The sequence below is a fragment of the Pseudoalteromonas sp. ATL1 genome (assembly GCF_058933015.1).
This window is the reverse complement of sequence record NZ_JBZYXL010000001.1, coordinates 3,693,926-3,706,980: the sequence shown is the minus strand read 5'-3', so window position 1 is coordinate 3,706,980 and position 13,055 is coordinate 3,693,926. Positions and strand designations below refer to the sequence as shown.

Here is a 13,055-nt window from a genome sequence, read left to right as displayed (position 1 = left end):
GTTACCTTTGTAGATTTTGACTAATTAGTGCCAATGTTTTATTTATCGCGCCTTGGTTTTGCGCTAAGCATTGAAATGCGCGTTGGCCTTGTTGCACTCTTTTTTGTTCATCGTTGAATAGCTCAACAATGCGCTTTGCAAGCTCAGTGCTATTTTGGACAACTTGAGCACCTTCAAGCGCAATTAACTCGGGATAGACGTGGGCGAAGTTGTAGGTGTATGGCCCAGATAAAATTGGCACCGAGAAAGCCGCGGCCTCTAAAGGGTTATGCCCACCTCGCTCGATTAAACTGCCACCGATGTATGCGACATCAGCGCTACCAAAGAGCATTTTTAGTTCACCTAGAGTGTCTGCCAGTAATACTTGGCTACCAAGGTTGAATGATTTGCTACGCAGGCAATGTGTAAAAGATGATGCTTCGAGTAGCGCATTCACTTTGGCAAACTGTTCTGGATGCCTCGGAGCGATGATTAACAAAGCGTTTGGGTGCGTTTCTAATACTTGTTGATGGGCGCTCAGTACTTGTTCATGTTCACCCGGATGAGTTGAACCCGCAACCCAAACTGGTCGGCCTGCAAACTGCGTTTTTAACTGCTCTGCAGACGCTTTTTCATCGTTACTTAATTGAACATCAAACTTGATAGACCCAGTGACGGTCACTTTGTCAGAAGATAAGCCTAAGGCAATAAAACGCTCAGCATCTTGCTGATTGTGGCTAGCCAGTGCATCAATGCTTGTCATAATGGTTCTGCTCAAAGCCGCGACTTTTTGATAGCCACGAAATGACTTTTCAGACAATCGAGCATTGAGCACTTGAACATGGCAATTATTTGTTTTTGCATGTGCAAACAAGTTTGGCCACAGCTCGGTTTCAAGGACTAACAAAAGCTTAGGTTGTAGCCGCGTGATAAAGCGCTTGCTCGAGAAGTAGAAATCAATGGGTAAATAACAGCATGCTATATCGACGCCTAAACTTTGCTCTATTTGTGCGCGTCCTGTCGGCGTGTTGCATGTTACAACTACAGGCTCGTTCGGGTGTGCTTTTTGAAATGCTTTTATGAGCGGTGTCGCTGCGAGGACTTCCCCGACAGAGGCGCAATGAAATACCACTGTTTGGCTTGGAAAGTGTTTAGGGCAATAGCCCAAACGCTCGAAAAAGTGCTGACGATACCCCGCATTTTTTTTGCCACGAATACCATATAAGTAGACAAAAATAAGCGGCGAAAGTAGCGCTAATAACAATGAATAAAGTAATCGAGTCATGGCATCAAGCAGCTGTTTAAAATGTTATTTTAACGTGTTCAGCCAATAAATTGAAATAGACTAACAAAATTACACATTTGTGGGTGTGCTCCTTGCAGGGTTATTTGATAGTATGGCGGCACTTTTATCAATTATTGCTTGTAAATTTATGTCGTTAAAACTCTCAACCTGTATTGCTGGTATCGTGCTGTTTTTTTCAAGCTACGGCTATAGTGCGCCAACAGCATACTTGCCTATAGGCAAAGACAAATTACTTGAATACCAAATTGACCGTATGTTTGCCCTCACGGATGGTGTGCCTATGGCTAAACCTTATCGCATCAGTGAAATCAACATGGCGCTGCGTAAATTACATGGCATAAATAAACCACTGTATAGCAGTATTCGTAAGCGACTTGACCCCTATTTCAGCAAAGATGATGTAACGCGACAGGGAATTAAATTGCGATATGATTCGGGCGAAACGGTGCTGCTCGCTAATGACCGAAGCAATAAATCAGATGAATATGCGGAACTGACGTTAGAGGGCGTTTGGCGCGGCAGCCAAAGCACTTTGCTTCAACTTGGGATGGACTACCGTGTGGATCAAGGTGACTTAGTGCCGTATAACACCTTTTATGCCTTAGGTGGTGATACATTTCAGCTAAACTTAGGTTACAAAGAGCATTGGTTTTCCCCTTTTAAAAGCTTTGCGCAGGTTTACTCAAATAATGCGCAGCCTTCACCTTCTGTTTCTCTAGGTTTAATTGCCCCATTAAAAAACTGGTGGAACTTTGACTTTGAATTATTTTACTCAGAGTTAGAACGCGTCGAAGACGGCATTCGCTACAAAGGCGAACTACATACAGGTAAGCCAAAGTTGGCGGGTACGCACATTAGTATTGAGCCCATTGAAGGCTGGACTATTGGCGTCAACCGCATGATGCAATTTGGTGGTGGACCAAGAAAAGTAAGTACCGGCGATATTGTGAAAGCCTACTTTGATCCGAGCGGGAGTGACAACAAGTCGGCGACACTGAGTCAGGACAATGAACTTGGCGATCAGTGGGCAACTATCACCAGTACGGTTCAAACCAATTTTTATACGCCTGCCGAATGGTATTTTGAATATGGTGGTGAGGATACAAAAAATAATAAGAACTACCAGTTTGGCAATACTGTTGCGAGTTTTGGCGTTTATTTACCCCAGTTAACCAATAACACCACATTGCGTTATGAATACACCAATATGCACAGCCTTTGGTATGAAAACGAAATCTACCCAACTAAAGGTAACACCATTAAAGGGGCGGTCGTTGGACACTTTGCTGGCGATATGCGTGTGTTTGGTGATTCCGCGCCAAGCCAAATTCATACGTTGGAAATGACTTTAAGTGAAGACGTCAATTCGATGTGGAGAGCAAAATTCACGCAAGTCGAAAATGAAAGTGGTCATGTGAATGAATTTAATGAAGTCGGTATGAACTACGAAAAGGCGCAGGCACTGCAGATCAGTAACAGCAGCATGATTGATAAGCGCCAAGTTGAGACCACATTAACTGTGGGTAAAGATGTTTTTGGCCAAAGCTATACTTGGCTATCGCTCAATGTATACTGGTAGTTATACGATATAATTTACAAAATCATACCCAAAAGCGGGAATATAGGAACAAATATGTCGCAGAACGAGCAAATCGAACAAAGCTATTTAGCAAGTTTAGAACGTCACAGAGCTTTGTTTGACACTATGGCAAACTATCACCAAGAGTGTTTGAGTTTATTACAAGCGTGCCACAGTACGTTAGCGCAAGGCGGTAAAGTAATTTGGTTTGGTAATGGTGGTAGCGCAGCAGACGCGCAACATTTAGCGGCCGAATTCGTGGTTCGATACAAATTAGAACGTGGACCATTGGCATCTATTGCTTTGACGACTGATACGTCAATTCTTACCGCACACAGCAATGACTATCATTTTGATACTGTGTTTGAACGTCAGGTTCAAGCATTGTGTAAGCCTGAAGATTTGGTCATTGGCTTAACGACATCGGGCACTAGCGCGAATATTAACCTTGCGTTGGCCGCAGCGAATGAAATTGGTGCGCACACCGTAGCATTTACTGGCCGCGTCGGGGGTAAAGTAAAAGACATTGCTAAGTTGCCTATCATTATTAAAAATGACGAAACCGCGCGTATTCAAGAAGCGCATATGTTTATCGGTCATTGGTTGTGTGAAGCGGTTGATATGTTGGTTGCGGAGCGGCAGTAATGGATTTTTCACGCCTACAAAAGTTAAATCAAGCGCGTGTATTGGTTGTTGGTGATGTGATGTTAGACCGCTACTGGCACGGTGATACTGGGCGCATTTCCCCTGAAGCGCCGGTGCCAGTAGTCAAAGTGAGTAGCTTAGAAGACAAAGCCGGTGGCGCCGCTAACGTGGCGAAAAATATCGCCCATTTAGATGGGCAAGTGGGTTTGCTTGGTTTGATTGGTGAAGATGATAACGGTCAGTCACTTCAGCGCATTTTAGAGAGTGAAAAAATCGCCTCACAGCTAGTCACTATTGAAGAGTTACCTACCATCGCTAAAATGCGGGTGATCAGCCGCCATCAACAGGTGGTGCGTTTGGACCTTGAAGAAACATTCACCGAGCAACACAGTCGACTCTTACTCGCACGTTTAAAGCAAGTGCTAGACGATTACGACTTTGTTTTATTCTCTGATTACAACAAAGGTGCACTCAGTGCCATCAAGGAGATGATAAGCCTAGTGAAAGCCGCGGGTAAAACGGTGCTTATCGACCCTAAATCAAGCGATTTATCTTTGTATCGTGGTGCAGACTACATCACTCCTAACTTAAATGAATTTAAATTGGCAGGTGGTAAAGTTGACAGTGAGCATGTACTTACTGAAAGTGCAAGAAAGCTTATCGCCGACAACGGCATCGGTGCCATGTTGTTAACGCGCTCCGAGCAAGGCATGTCGCTTATCTCTGCATCTGAAAAACACGACTTTCCAGCGCAAGTATTGGAAGTCAGCGATGTGACTGGTGCCGGAGATACGGTCATTGCGACCCTCACAACCATGCTTGGCGCAGGCATGGAGCCCAAAGATGCGGTTGAAGTTGCCAATATTGCCGCTGGTATCGCTGTGAGCAAGTTAGGTGCTGCGACAGTATCGCCTGAAGAGTTAAGCCGCAAAATGGGCCAGTATCTGCGTGAAACGGGTGAACATTATCAAACGCCTTTTGATGACGTTTTAAAGCACATAGCCTTTGCGAAAAAGAATGGCGAGAAAATCGTTTTCACCAATGGCTGTTTTGATATTTTACACGCGGGTCATGTGCGTTACCTTGCTCAGGCGAAAAGCATGGGAGATAGACTGGTTGTTGGCTTAAACAATGATGAGTCCATTTCACGCTTAAAAGGCCCTGAGAGACCCATTAACGCGCTCAACGAACGTGCAATGGTGCTAAGCGCTTTGGCATCGGTTGATTGGGTGATCCCATTTGGCTCTGAAGCCGAAAATGATACCCCAGCAAAACTGATCGAACAGGTGAGTCCTGATATTTTGGTCAAAGGTGGCGACTACAAGGTTGAAGACATTGCCGGTGCCGATTATGTGCTAAGCCAAGGTGGGCAGGTTGAAGTACTTGCGTTTTTAGACGGTTGCTCTACATCGGGTATTATCGAAAAAGCAAAAATGGGTAAGTCACAAAAATCGTGAGTTACCCAATCGCGGTTTGGTAAGCGCGCATCAGCGTTTGCCAATCTTGCTCTGAATAATTAAAGGTCGGCCATTTGCCGGCCTCCTTATTAAATGAGCGCTGTAGGCGATCGATATTCGCTTGTTGCCACGTTTTTTGTGGTTCACGCAGTTGACCACGGTCAAAATCAATCAAGTACACTTTGCCATCATCACCAAACAAAATATTGTTGATGTTCAAATCAGCGTGATAAACCCCTTTGCTATGAAACTGTGCAATGGTATTGCCGACGAGCGTCAGTTCTTGCGCCGTGGCTCGGCGTGCCTGTAGAAGCTCACACAAGCTGGTGGCGCCACTAATTGCTGCTGTGATCAAGTCGCCACGATAAACTAGCCCGTGGTGGGTGACTTTTGCCGCCACTGGTTTGGGGACGTTTAAGTTTAATTCATCAAGTTTACAGAGCAGTTCAAACTCTAGATAGACACGAGTTTTTTCTAAGCCTAAGAATAAGTATTGGTCTGACAATAGCTTACCAACTAACCCGCCACGCCAATAATGCTTGAGTACATTGATCGCGTCCTCTTTTTTATAAAACCAAGCGGTTGCGCGGCCTTGTTTTGTGGCAACAATGGCGTCTAACGTCTTCCAGTAGTTTGGCTCAAACCAATCAAGTTCGACTGTGTCATTGGCGTCATTGGGGGTGAGCAAATAATGTTGGTTTATTTTCGTAATATTCATTCAATGCTGGATGGTGGGAGAGTATGTCATAAGTGTACCGTGTTTTTTATCGGCCTTAAACTTGCAAACCGCATTGATTAATTTAAGATCGCAGCCCTAACAAGTTTTAATTGCAGGAAATTAGGTGTCTTTTTCTCCGCGTTCTATTTGTATTCTCAGGCTTTCAGCGATAGGTGATGTGTGTCATGCCGTTGCTGCTGTGCAAGCTATTCAAGCAACATACCCTGATGCAGCCATTACTTGGGTGATAGGCAAAGTTGAGGCCATGTTATTGGCTGATTTGCCGGGTGTGAAGTTTGTTATTTTTGATAAAAAGCAAGGTAAGGCCGCTTATAAGACACTTAAGCAAACCTTTAAAGGTCAAAAGTTTGATGTGCTGTTGCATATGCAAGTGGCACTGAGAGCGAACCTTGCTGCTCGTTGTATTCCTGCCAAGGTTAAAATTGGCTTTGATAAAGGCCGTAGCAAAGAGTTACATTCTTTGTTTATTAACCGCAGAATTGAGCCGCAAACTGAACCGCATGTGCTAGAAGGCTTTCAAAATTTTGCGCGTGCCATTGGTGTTCAATGTGATAGGCCAACATGGAATATGCCTGTGACAGAGCACGATACTGAACAGGCTAAAACACTGCTCGCTGGATTAAATGATAGAATTTTTGTTATTTCACCAGCGGCAAGCAAAGCCGAACGAAACTGGCTTCCAGAGCGCTATGCAGCACTTGCTGAACATGCTGCCAAAAAAGGTTTCTCGGTGGTGATCACCGGCGGACCAACGCCTTTAGAAGAGTCGTTAGCTGCGGATATTATTCAGCATGCGCAATGTGAGATCACCAATTTAGTCGGCAAAACTCAACTCAAAACTCTATTGTGCGTGCTTGAACAAGCATCGTTAGTTTTGGCGCCTGACACTGGGCCTGCCCATATGGCGGTGACCGTTGGTACGCCAGTGATCGGTTTATATGCGCATTCAAATCCTGCCAGAACAGGCCCGTATTTGTACCAAGATTATGTGGTTGAGGTATATCACCAAAACCTGCTTGAACAAAAAGGTAAAACGGCGCAACAGCTAGCTTGGGGAACGCGTGTGAAAGGCAGCGATCTAATGGCTCAGATCAGCACCGAGCAAGTAATAAATATGTTTGAGCATGTGATAGAGGCAGAGAACTTATGAGTAATAGCAAGCAAAAGGCCATCTTCCTCGATAGGGATGGCGTTATAAACATTGATCATGCCTATGTGCACAAAATTGAAGACTTTGAGTTTATTGATGGGGTGTTTGAGGCATGCCAGCAATTTATTGCCATGGGTTACATCATTGTGGTTGTGACTAATCAGTCAGGCATTGGCCGAGGCTATTATGATGAGTTGCAATTTGCCAAACTCAGCGAGTGGATGTGTGATGAATTTGCGAAACACCAAGTGAATATCGCCAAAGTGTATTATTGCCCGCATCATCCAGAAAAAGCATTACCTGAGTTTAAACAAGACTGTGATTGCCGTAAGCCAAGTCCCGGCATGTTGAATCAAGCGATTGAAGAGTTTGATATTGATGTGACACAAAGCGTGATGGTGGGCGATAAAGTGTCGGATATTGAAGCCGCGCGGGCTGCTGGTGTTGGCAAAGCGATTTTAGTCGAGTCTGGTCAATCTTTTTCTGCTGATGTTAAAAGCCAAGCGGACCATGTGTGCGCATCATTAAAACTTGTACCAAACCTATTGTAACTTATCTCATCGCTATTTTATTTAACTAAATTGCGCGGGATAATCACAACTCGTGCAATTGCGGTTTGAACCTTTTACAATAACGACCCAATTTGATTTGCCCGGTATGCTGATACAGACAACATTCTGAGCGTGCCTAGGGACCCCGTGCAAATAATGGAGACTCCAAATGAGAGCATCGGCCTTTTACAGCCAGATCCAAAATCAGCTTGAAGAAGTCAAAGCTGAAGGTTTATATAAAAATGAGCGTGTTATCACTTCTTCTCAGCAAGCTGAAATTGCCGTTTCAAGCGGCGATTCAGTTATCAATTTTTGTGCTAATAACTACTTAGGACTAGCCAATCATCCAACTTTGATTGCAGCGGCTAAGCAGGGGTTAGATGCTCACGGTTTTGGTGTGGCTTCAGTTCGTTTTATTTGCGGTACGCAAGATATTCACAAAACTTTAGAAGCCAAGATCAGCGAGTTTTTACAAACTGAAGATACCATTCTTTATTCGTCGTGCTTTGATGCTAACGCTGGCCTGTTTGAAACGATTTTAGGTCCTGATGATGCGATTATTTCCGACGCGTTAAACCATGCCTCTATCATTGACGGGGTTCGCCTTTGTAAAGCAAAGCGTTTCCGCTATGCAAACAACGACATGGCTGATCTTGAGAAGCAACTGATTGCTGCTGACGAAGCGGGCGTAAAAAACAAACTCATCGCGACAGACGGCGTATTCTCGATGGATGGTGTGATCTGTAATCTAGAAGCGCTATGTGACCTTGCTGATAAATACAATGCGCTAGTGATGGTTGATGACTCACATGCTGTTGGTTTTGTTGGTGAAAATGGCCGTGGTACGCCAGAATACTGTGGTGTACTAGACCGTGTAGACATCATCACTGGCACTTTGGGTAAAGCACTTGGTGGCGCATCGGGTGGTTACACGTCAGGTAAAAAAGAAGTGATTGACTGGCTACGCCAACGTTCTCGTCCATACTTATTCTCTAACTCATTGGCACCGTCAATTGTGACGGCATCGATTGCCGTACTTGATATGCTTAAAGACGGTAAAGAGTTACGCGACACATTGTGGCGCAACGCGGCATATTTCCGTGAGCAAATGGAAGCTGCTGGCTTTACCTGTGCCGGTAAAGATCACGCCATTATTCCGGTTATGTTAGGCGATGCGAAAGTGGCGGCGCAAATGGCAGACAAATTACTTGCCGAAGGTATTTACGTCACAGGGTTTTCATTCCCTGTAGTACCAAAAGGCCAAGCGCGTATCCGTACACAAATTTCTGCTGCGCATACACGTGAGCAGCTAGACAAAGCCATTGACGCCTTTACCCGTATTGGTAAAGAACTAGGCATTATTTAATTTAAGAGCAAGCCAAAAGCTTGCTTGTCACCGAGTAACGAGTATGAAAGCTTTATCTAAGTTAAAAGCAGAACCAGGGATATGGATGACAGATGCGCCTAAACCGGAAGTTGGGCATAACGATCTGTTAATTAAGATCCGTAAAACCGCGATTTGTGGCACTGATGTACACATCTATAAATGGGATGAATGGGCGCAAAATACTATTCCTACTCCTATGGTTGTGGGGCATGAGTATGTAGGTGAAGTAGTCGACATGGGCCAAGAAGTGCGAGGCTTTAATGTGGGCGACAGAGTATCAGGTGAGGGCCATATTACGTGTGGTCACTGTAGAAACTGTCGTGCAGGACGCGTTCATTTATGCCGTAACACCACGGGTGTTGGGGTAAACCGTGAAGGGGCATTTGCAGAATATTTGGTGATCCCAGCATTTAATGCTTTTAAAATCCCAGACAATATTTCGGATGACTTAGCCTCGATTTTTGACCCATTCGGTAACGCGGTTCACACCGCTTTGTCTTTTGACTTAGTGGGTGAAGATGTGCTGATCACAGGTGCTGGCCCAATTGGCATTATGGCGGCAGCAGTGGCGAAACACGTCGGTGCTCGTCATGTGGTGATTACCGATGTGAACGAATATCGTCTCGACCTTGCCCGTAAAATGGGTGCAACCAGAGCCGTCAATGTGGCCAATGAGAAGCTTGAAGACACCATGAAAGAGCTTGGTATGACGGAAGGCTTTGATATTGGTCTAGAAATGTCAGGTGTACCCGTGGCATTTAACAGCATGCTCAATAACATGAACCATGGTGGTAAAATTGCTATGCTCGGTATTCCACCGTCAGATATGGCTGTTGATTGGAACCAAGTTATTTTCAAAGGCTTAGTGATCAAAGGTATTTATGGTCGCGAGATGTTTGAAACGTGGTACAAAATGGCAAGCTTGATCCAATCGGGTTTAAATCTAGAGCCTATCATTACGCATCAATTCCATATTGATGAGTTCCAAGAAGGCTTTGATACGATGATTTCTGGTCAATCGGGTAAAGTGATCTTAAACTGGGATTAGACCCTGCGGTTATCAATTTTTCAAAGGCGGCATAGGTCGCCTTTTTCATTCTAAGAGTTGTATTTATATGTCAATGAAGCACATTTCTGTTGCACAAACCAAAGAGTTACTCGCACGTGAAGACGTTGTTATTGCGGATATTCGTGATGAAAATAGCTTTGCACAAGGTCATATTCCGGGCGCAGAGCATTTATCTAACGCAAACATCGGTCATTTTATGCAGGAAAAAGAATTTGATCAGCCGATTATTGTTGTTTGTTACCATGGGATCAGCTCGCAAGGCGCTGCAAATTATTTAATTGAACAAGGATTTGAAGACGTTTACAGCATGGATGGCGGCTTTACACAGTGGGCCAGTGAACTACCGGACCATGTAGCCAAATGATTTTATTGGGTACCTTTAATCATCCTCGTGCAGTACAAGGCGCAGCGGATTACTTTAAATCACAAGGCGTACCAGTGAGCCTACGTTCATCGGATGGCATTTTGGTTGAGGTTTGGGTACCCAGTGAATTTCACACGCAAGCTCATGCACTTTGGCAAGAGTTTTTAGAAAACCCACATCACGATAGATATATGGCTGCGTCTTGGCACAGTGGTGAAGCAAAGTCGCCATTTAAATACGCATCGAGCGAGCTAAACTTAGTGCAGCGATTTTTAGCGTTACACTGGTTTGTGAAGCTTGTTTTTGTTCTTTGTATCTGTGTATTTTTCAGCTTTTATATTTTTGATGCCAATAGTATTTTCCATCACTTACAATTTAAAGCAGATGAACCCATCAGTTGGTTTACCCCTGTACTTTTGCACTTTGGTGCATTGCATTTGGTATTCAATTTAAGCTGGTGGCTGCATTTAGGACAGCAGATTGTGACGCGTTCAGGTGCTATCTACATTTACATGTTGTTTGTGTTTAGCGCCATAGTGAGTAACTGGGCTCAATTTTTTATGGTCGATAGCCGCTTTGGTGGACTCAGTGGTGTGGTTTATGCGTTGTTAGGGTATGCCTGGGTGTTTGGTGCAAAAAATCCATCTCAACCGGCCATAGTGAGTAAAGGTGTCGTTGGGTTCATGTTGCTGTGGATGGTATTTGGATTTACTGAGATGTTTTTCATCAGTATGGCAAATTGGGCACATTTGTTTGGTTTGTTAAGTGGTATGTTTGTGGCTTTAATACAGCCACGTCGATTAACGATCAGTGATAAAGGTATTTAGTAAACAGTACATCTCTGACTATTTCTTCACCTGTCTCTTCTTTTAAAAGCATCTTAAGTCTATCTGCACAGCGTCGGCGAATTTCTTCCCGACCAGTTAATGACTTAATGGTCTCTTCAGGTTCCTTACCCAGAATTTGCACTATGGCATCTCTTAATAAAGGTGTGTGATGCTCTACGACGCTGATGTTACTTATGTCTTCGAGCATTAAATCAACTGTGACACGGACATAGCCGAGCTTTTTGTTAGATTGACCGATGTAGTTTGTGATGATGTCAGGTTCAAAACCAAAGTAGCCTACATTCGATTCTGCGTTTGCACCGAAGCTTGCAATGGTCAAAACAAGAGCGGAGAGTAGTTTGTTAGGCTTGTTCATAACGGTTTGAATTCCCATTGGTTCATCTTCATTTTCACATTGCTAAGTGTATACGTAAATCAATTTAAATTACATATTTGTGATGTTTATGCCGTTAAAATATCAACAAACTTTTGTGAAAAGCAGTGCAATGCTATGATAGTCGGGTATTCCTCCAATATTAGACAAAAGTTATTTGATGACTCCTTTCTCAATTGATTTTGATTGGCATACTTTAGAGTTATGCCCTGAATTACCAAGTGCGGTTGCGCCAGAACTACTTGATGACGGCTCTTTAACGGCATTACTGAAAAGTAGTACCGAGCAATTTCGTGTGGATGTGTTGCGAGAAAAATGGTTAGCTTCTGAACAGCAACATAAAGAGATACTAGGCTCCCTATGCACGCAGATATTGTGCCGAGAAGTGTTGCTGATGTGTGATGAGGTTGCCCGTGTTTACGCGCAAAGTTGGATCAGCACACAAGCTTCGGATATGGGCGTTCGTCAGTTAGGCAGTAAGCCATTAGGAGAAGTATTATTTCAAGACCCTATTTGGCAGCGTTCAGAATTGGAAGTCGCTAAAGTTGACGCAGACACATCGATTAGTGCTTTGTTAAATGATTTGGAGTTACCCACAGCGCCGATGTATGCACGTCGCCGAGTGTTTAGTAATGAAAGTGCTAAGATTATGGTTTGCGAGATTTTTTTGCCAAGGAGAGATTATGCAACTCAGCGTGCTTCATAAATCGAACTTACCCGCTTACAAGCGTTTGATGAGAACAGATAGGCCGATTGGTACGCTTTTGTTACTGTGGCCGACATATTGGGCACTCTGGATTGCCAATGATGGTATACCTTCCATAGAGCTGTTCGTAATCTTTAGTTTAGGCGTATTTATTATGCGTAGTGCAGGGTGCGTGATCAATGACTTTGCAGATAGAAAAGTAGATGGTGCGGTAAAAAGAACAGCAGATAGACCGCTAGCGACAGGGGCTGTTAAACCCGGTGAAGCACTTACCTTATTTTTGCTGTTAATCAGTGTCGCGTTCGTGCTGGTGTTACAGTTATCTTGGCAAACCGTCGGCTTATCTGTCGTTGCATTGATGTTGGCTGCGTGCTACCCCTTTATGAAACGTTATACCCACTTGCCACAAGTTGTACTCGGTATGGCATATAGCTTCTCTATTCCAATGGCGTTTATGGCAAGTATTGGCGAAGTCCCCAGTCATGCTTGGCTGCTATTTTTTGCCAATATTTTATGGACGGTAGCTTACGACACGATGTACGCAATGGTGGATAGAGACGATGATTTAAAAATCGGGGTCAAATCAACAGCCATTCTATTTGGGGAGTATGATAGGCATTGGGTTGCCGCTCTATATGTTGTGCTTAGTGCAATATTGATTTTTATTGGTGTAACGCTCAATTTCAGTTGGCCATATTTTATAGGCCTTTTGGTTGCAGTCATTCTAATGGTTAAGCTACAAATTCAAATAAATAGCAGAGATAGAATGCAGTGCTTTGATGCATTTCTTAAGAATAACCGGGTCGGGTTAGTTATCTTTGTTGGTATTGCGACTTCTCTATTAGTTAGATAATTGCGACTTTAATTTAGGCAAAAAAGAGGTGCAATGCACCTCTTATGAA

At 43.9% G+C, this 13,055-nt stretch carries 14 protein-coding genes; 11 read left to right on the top strand and 3 right to left on the bottom strand.

What is annotated here, in order from left to right; genetic code table 11:
- Position 1: 1 nt before the first annotated feature.
- Positions 2–1,264, bottom strand: coding sequence for a lipid IV(A) 3-deoxy-D-manno-octulosonic acid transferase (waaA, locus tag AC5FX4_RS16285; RefSeq protein WP_493607385.1), 1,263 nt, complete (start codon positions 1,262–1,264; stop codon positions 2–4).
- A gap of 79 nt (positions 1,265–1,343) precedes the next feature.
- Between waaA and AC5FX4_RS16280 the strand changes: the two genes are divergently transcribed.
- From AC5FX4_RS16280 to hldE, 3 genes are read left to right on the top strand one after another with little or no spacing between them, the layout of a single operon-like run.
- The gene (locus tag AC5FX4_RS16280) at positions 1,344–2,864 is read left to right on the top strand and encodes a capsule assembly Wzi family protein (protein WP_493607384.1); all 1,521 of its coding nucleotides are present in this window, start codon (positions 1,344–1,346) and stop codon (positions 2,862–2,864) included.
- A gap of 54 nt (positions 2,865–2,918) precedes the next feature.
- Positions 2,919–3,509, top strand: a complete 591-nt coding sequence (locus AC5FX4_RS16275; RefSeq protein ID WP_493607383.1) for an SIS domain-containing protein — start codon at positions 2,919–2,921, stop codon at positions 3,507–3,509.
- Positions 3,509–4,966: a bifunctional D-glycero-beta-D-manno-heptose-7-phosphate kinase/D-glycero-beta-D-manno-heptose 1-phosphate adenylyltransferase HldE gene (gene hldE / locus AC5FX4_RS16270; RefSeq protein WP_493607382.1), complete on the top strand. Its 1,458-nt coding sequence runs from the start codon at positions 3,509–3,511 to the stop codon at positions 4,964–4,966. The genes AC5FX4_RS16275 and hldE overlap by 1 nt, the downstream gene beginning before the upstream one ends.
- Before the next feature lies 1 nt (position 4,967).
- On the opposite strand, the gene AC5FX4_RS16265 is transcribed toward hldE, so the two are convergent.
- The gene (locus AC5FX4_RS16265; protein WP_493607381.1) at positions 4,968–5,684 is read right to left on the bottom strand and encodes a 3-deoxy-D-manno-octulosonic acid kinase; all 717 of its coding nucleotides are present in this window, start codon (positions 5,682–5,684) and stop codon (positions 4,968–4,970) included.
- A gap of 124 nt (positions 5,685–5,808) precedes the next feature.
- Here AC5FX4_RS16265 and AC5FX4_RS16260 point away from each other — a divergent pair, with 124 nt between their 5' ends.
- The 6 genes from AC5FX4_RS16260 to glpG all read left to right on the top strand — a co-directional run bounded on the left by AC5FX4_RS16260 (position 5,809) and on the right by glpG (position 11,053).
- Positions 5,809–6,855, top strand: coding sequence for a glycosyltransferase family 9 protein (locus tag AC5FX4_RS16260; RefSeq protein ID WP_493607380.1), 1,047 nt, complete (start codon positions 5,809–5,811; stop codon positions 6,853–6,855).
- Positions 6,852–7,406 carry a D-glycero-beta-D-manno-heptose 1,7-bisphosphate 7-phosphatase gene (gene gmhB, locus AC5FX4_RS16255; RefSeq protein WP_493607379.1) on the top strand — a complete coding sequence of 185 codons (555 nt, stop codon included), beginning with the start codon at positions 6,852–6,854 and terminating at the stop codon, positions 7,404–7,406. Before AC5FX4_RS16260 ends, gmhB begins: the two co-directional genes overlap by 4 nt.
- A gap of 169 nt (positions 7,407–7,575) precedes the next feature.
- On the top strand, positions 7,576–8,772 hold the full coding sequence (locus AC5FX4_RS16250; protein ID WP_493607378.1) for a glycine C-acetyltransferase: 1,197 nt from the start codon (positions 7,576–7,578) through the stop codon (positions 8,770–8,772).
- Between the two features lie 43 nt (positions 8,773–8,815).
- Positions 8,816–9,841, top strand: a complete 1,026-nt coding sequence (gene tdh, locus AC5FX4_RS16245; RefSeq protein ID WP_493607377.1) for an L-threonine 3-dehydrogenase — start codon at positions 8,816–8,818, stop codon at positions 9,839–9,841.
- A gap of 67 nt (positions 9,842–9,908) precedes the next feature.
- Entirely contained in the window at positions 9,909–10,226 is a 318-nt protein-coding gene (glpE, locus tag AC5FX4_RS16240; RefSeq protein WP_493607376.1) for a thiosulfate sulfurtransferase GlpE, read from the top strand.
- Complete coding sequence (gene glpG, locus AC5FX4_RS16235; protein ID WP_493607375.1) at positions 10,223–11,053, top strand: rhomboid family intramembrane serine protease GlpG; 831 nt, start codon at positions 10,223–10,225, stop codon at positions 11,051–11,053. Before glpE ends, glpG begins: the two co-directional genes overlap by 4 nt.
- Here glpG and AC5FX4_RS16230 read toward each other — a convergent pair.
- Positions 11,034–11,429 (bottom strand): flagellar basal body-associated protein FliL, encoded by a 396-nt coding sequence (locus AC5FX4_RS16230; RefSeq protein ID WP_493607374.1) that lies wholly within the window; start codon positions 11,427–11,429, stop codon positions 11,034–11,036. The genes glpG and AC5FX4_RS16230 overlap by 20 nt on opposite strands.
- A gap of 178 nt (positions 11,430–11,607) precedes the next feature.
- Between AC5FX4_RS16230 and AC5FX4_RS16225 the strand changes: the two genes are divergently transcribed.
- Together AC5FX4_RS16225 and ubiA are read left to right on the top strand one after the other, a co-directional pair.
- Positions 11,608–12,153, top strand: a complete 546-nt coding sequence (locus AC5FX4_RS16225) for a chorismate--pyruvate lyase family protein (RefSeq protein WP_493607373.1) — start codon at positions 11,608–11,610, stop codon at positions 12,151–12,153.
- Positions 12,131–13,006 carry a 4-hydroxybenzoate octaprenyltransferase gene (gene ubiA, locus AC5FX4_RS16220; RefSeq protein ID WP_493607372.1) on the top strand — a complete coding sequence of 292 codons (876 nt, stop codon included), beginning with the start codon at positions 12,131–12,133 and terminating at the stop codon, positions 13,004–13,006. The genes AC5FX4_RS16225 and ubiA overlap by 23 nt, the downstream gene beginning before the upstream one ends.
- Positions 13,007–13,055 lie beyond the last annotated feature (49 nt).

Excerpts from the sequence above, each read along its gene's own strand:
- waaA (WP_493607385.1), bottom strand. The coding sequence starts at position 1,264 with ATGACTCGATTACTTTATTCATTGTTATTAGCGCTACTTTCGCCGCTT.
- AC5FX4_RS16275 (WP_493607383.1), top strand. The coding sequence starts at position 2,919 with ATGTCGCAGAACGAGCAAATCGAACAAAGCTATTTAGCAAGTTTAGAA.
- hldE (WP_493607382.1), top strand. The coding sequence starts at position 3,509 with ATGGATTTTTCACGCCTACAAAAGTTAAATCAAGCGCGTGTATTGGTT.
- AC5FX4_RS16265 (WP_493607381.1), bottom strand. The coding sequence starts at position 5,684 with ATGAATATTACGAAAATAAACCAACATTATTTGCTCACCCCCAATGAC.
- gmhB (WP_493607379.1), top strand. The coding sequence starts at position 6,852 with ATGAGTAATAGCAAGCAAAAGGCCATCTTCCTCGATAGGGATGGCGTT.
- AC5FX4_RS16250 (WP_493607378.1), top strand. The coding sequence starts at position 7,576 with ATGAGAGCATCGGCCTTTTACAGCCAGATCCAAAATCAGCTTGAAGAA.
- tdh (WP_493607377.1), top strand. The coding sequence starts at position 8,816 with ATGAAAGCTTTATCTAAGTTAAAAGCAGAACCAGGGATATGGATGACA.
- glpE (WP_493607376.1), top strand. The coding sequence starts at position 9,909 with ATGTCAATGAAGCACATTTCTGTTGCACAAACCAAAGAGTTACTCGCA.
- glpG (WP_493607375.1), top strand. The coding sequence starts at position 10,223 with ATGATTTTATTGGGTACCTTTAATCATCCTCGTGCAGTACAAGGCGCA.
- AC5FX4_RS16230 (WP_493607374.1), bottom strand. The coding sequence starts at position 11,429 with ATGAACAAGCCTAACAAACTACTCTCCGCTCTTGTTTTGACCATTGCA.
- AC5FX4_RS16225 (WP_493607373.1), top strand. The coding sequence starts at position 11,608 with ATGACTCCTTTCTCAATTGATTTTGATTGGCATACTTTAGAGTTATGC.
- ubiA (WP_493607372.1), top strand. The coding sequence starts at position 12,131 with ATGCAACTCAGCGTGCTTCATAAATCGAACTTACCCGCTTACAAGCGT.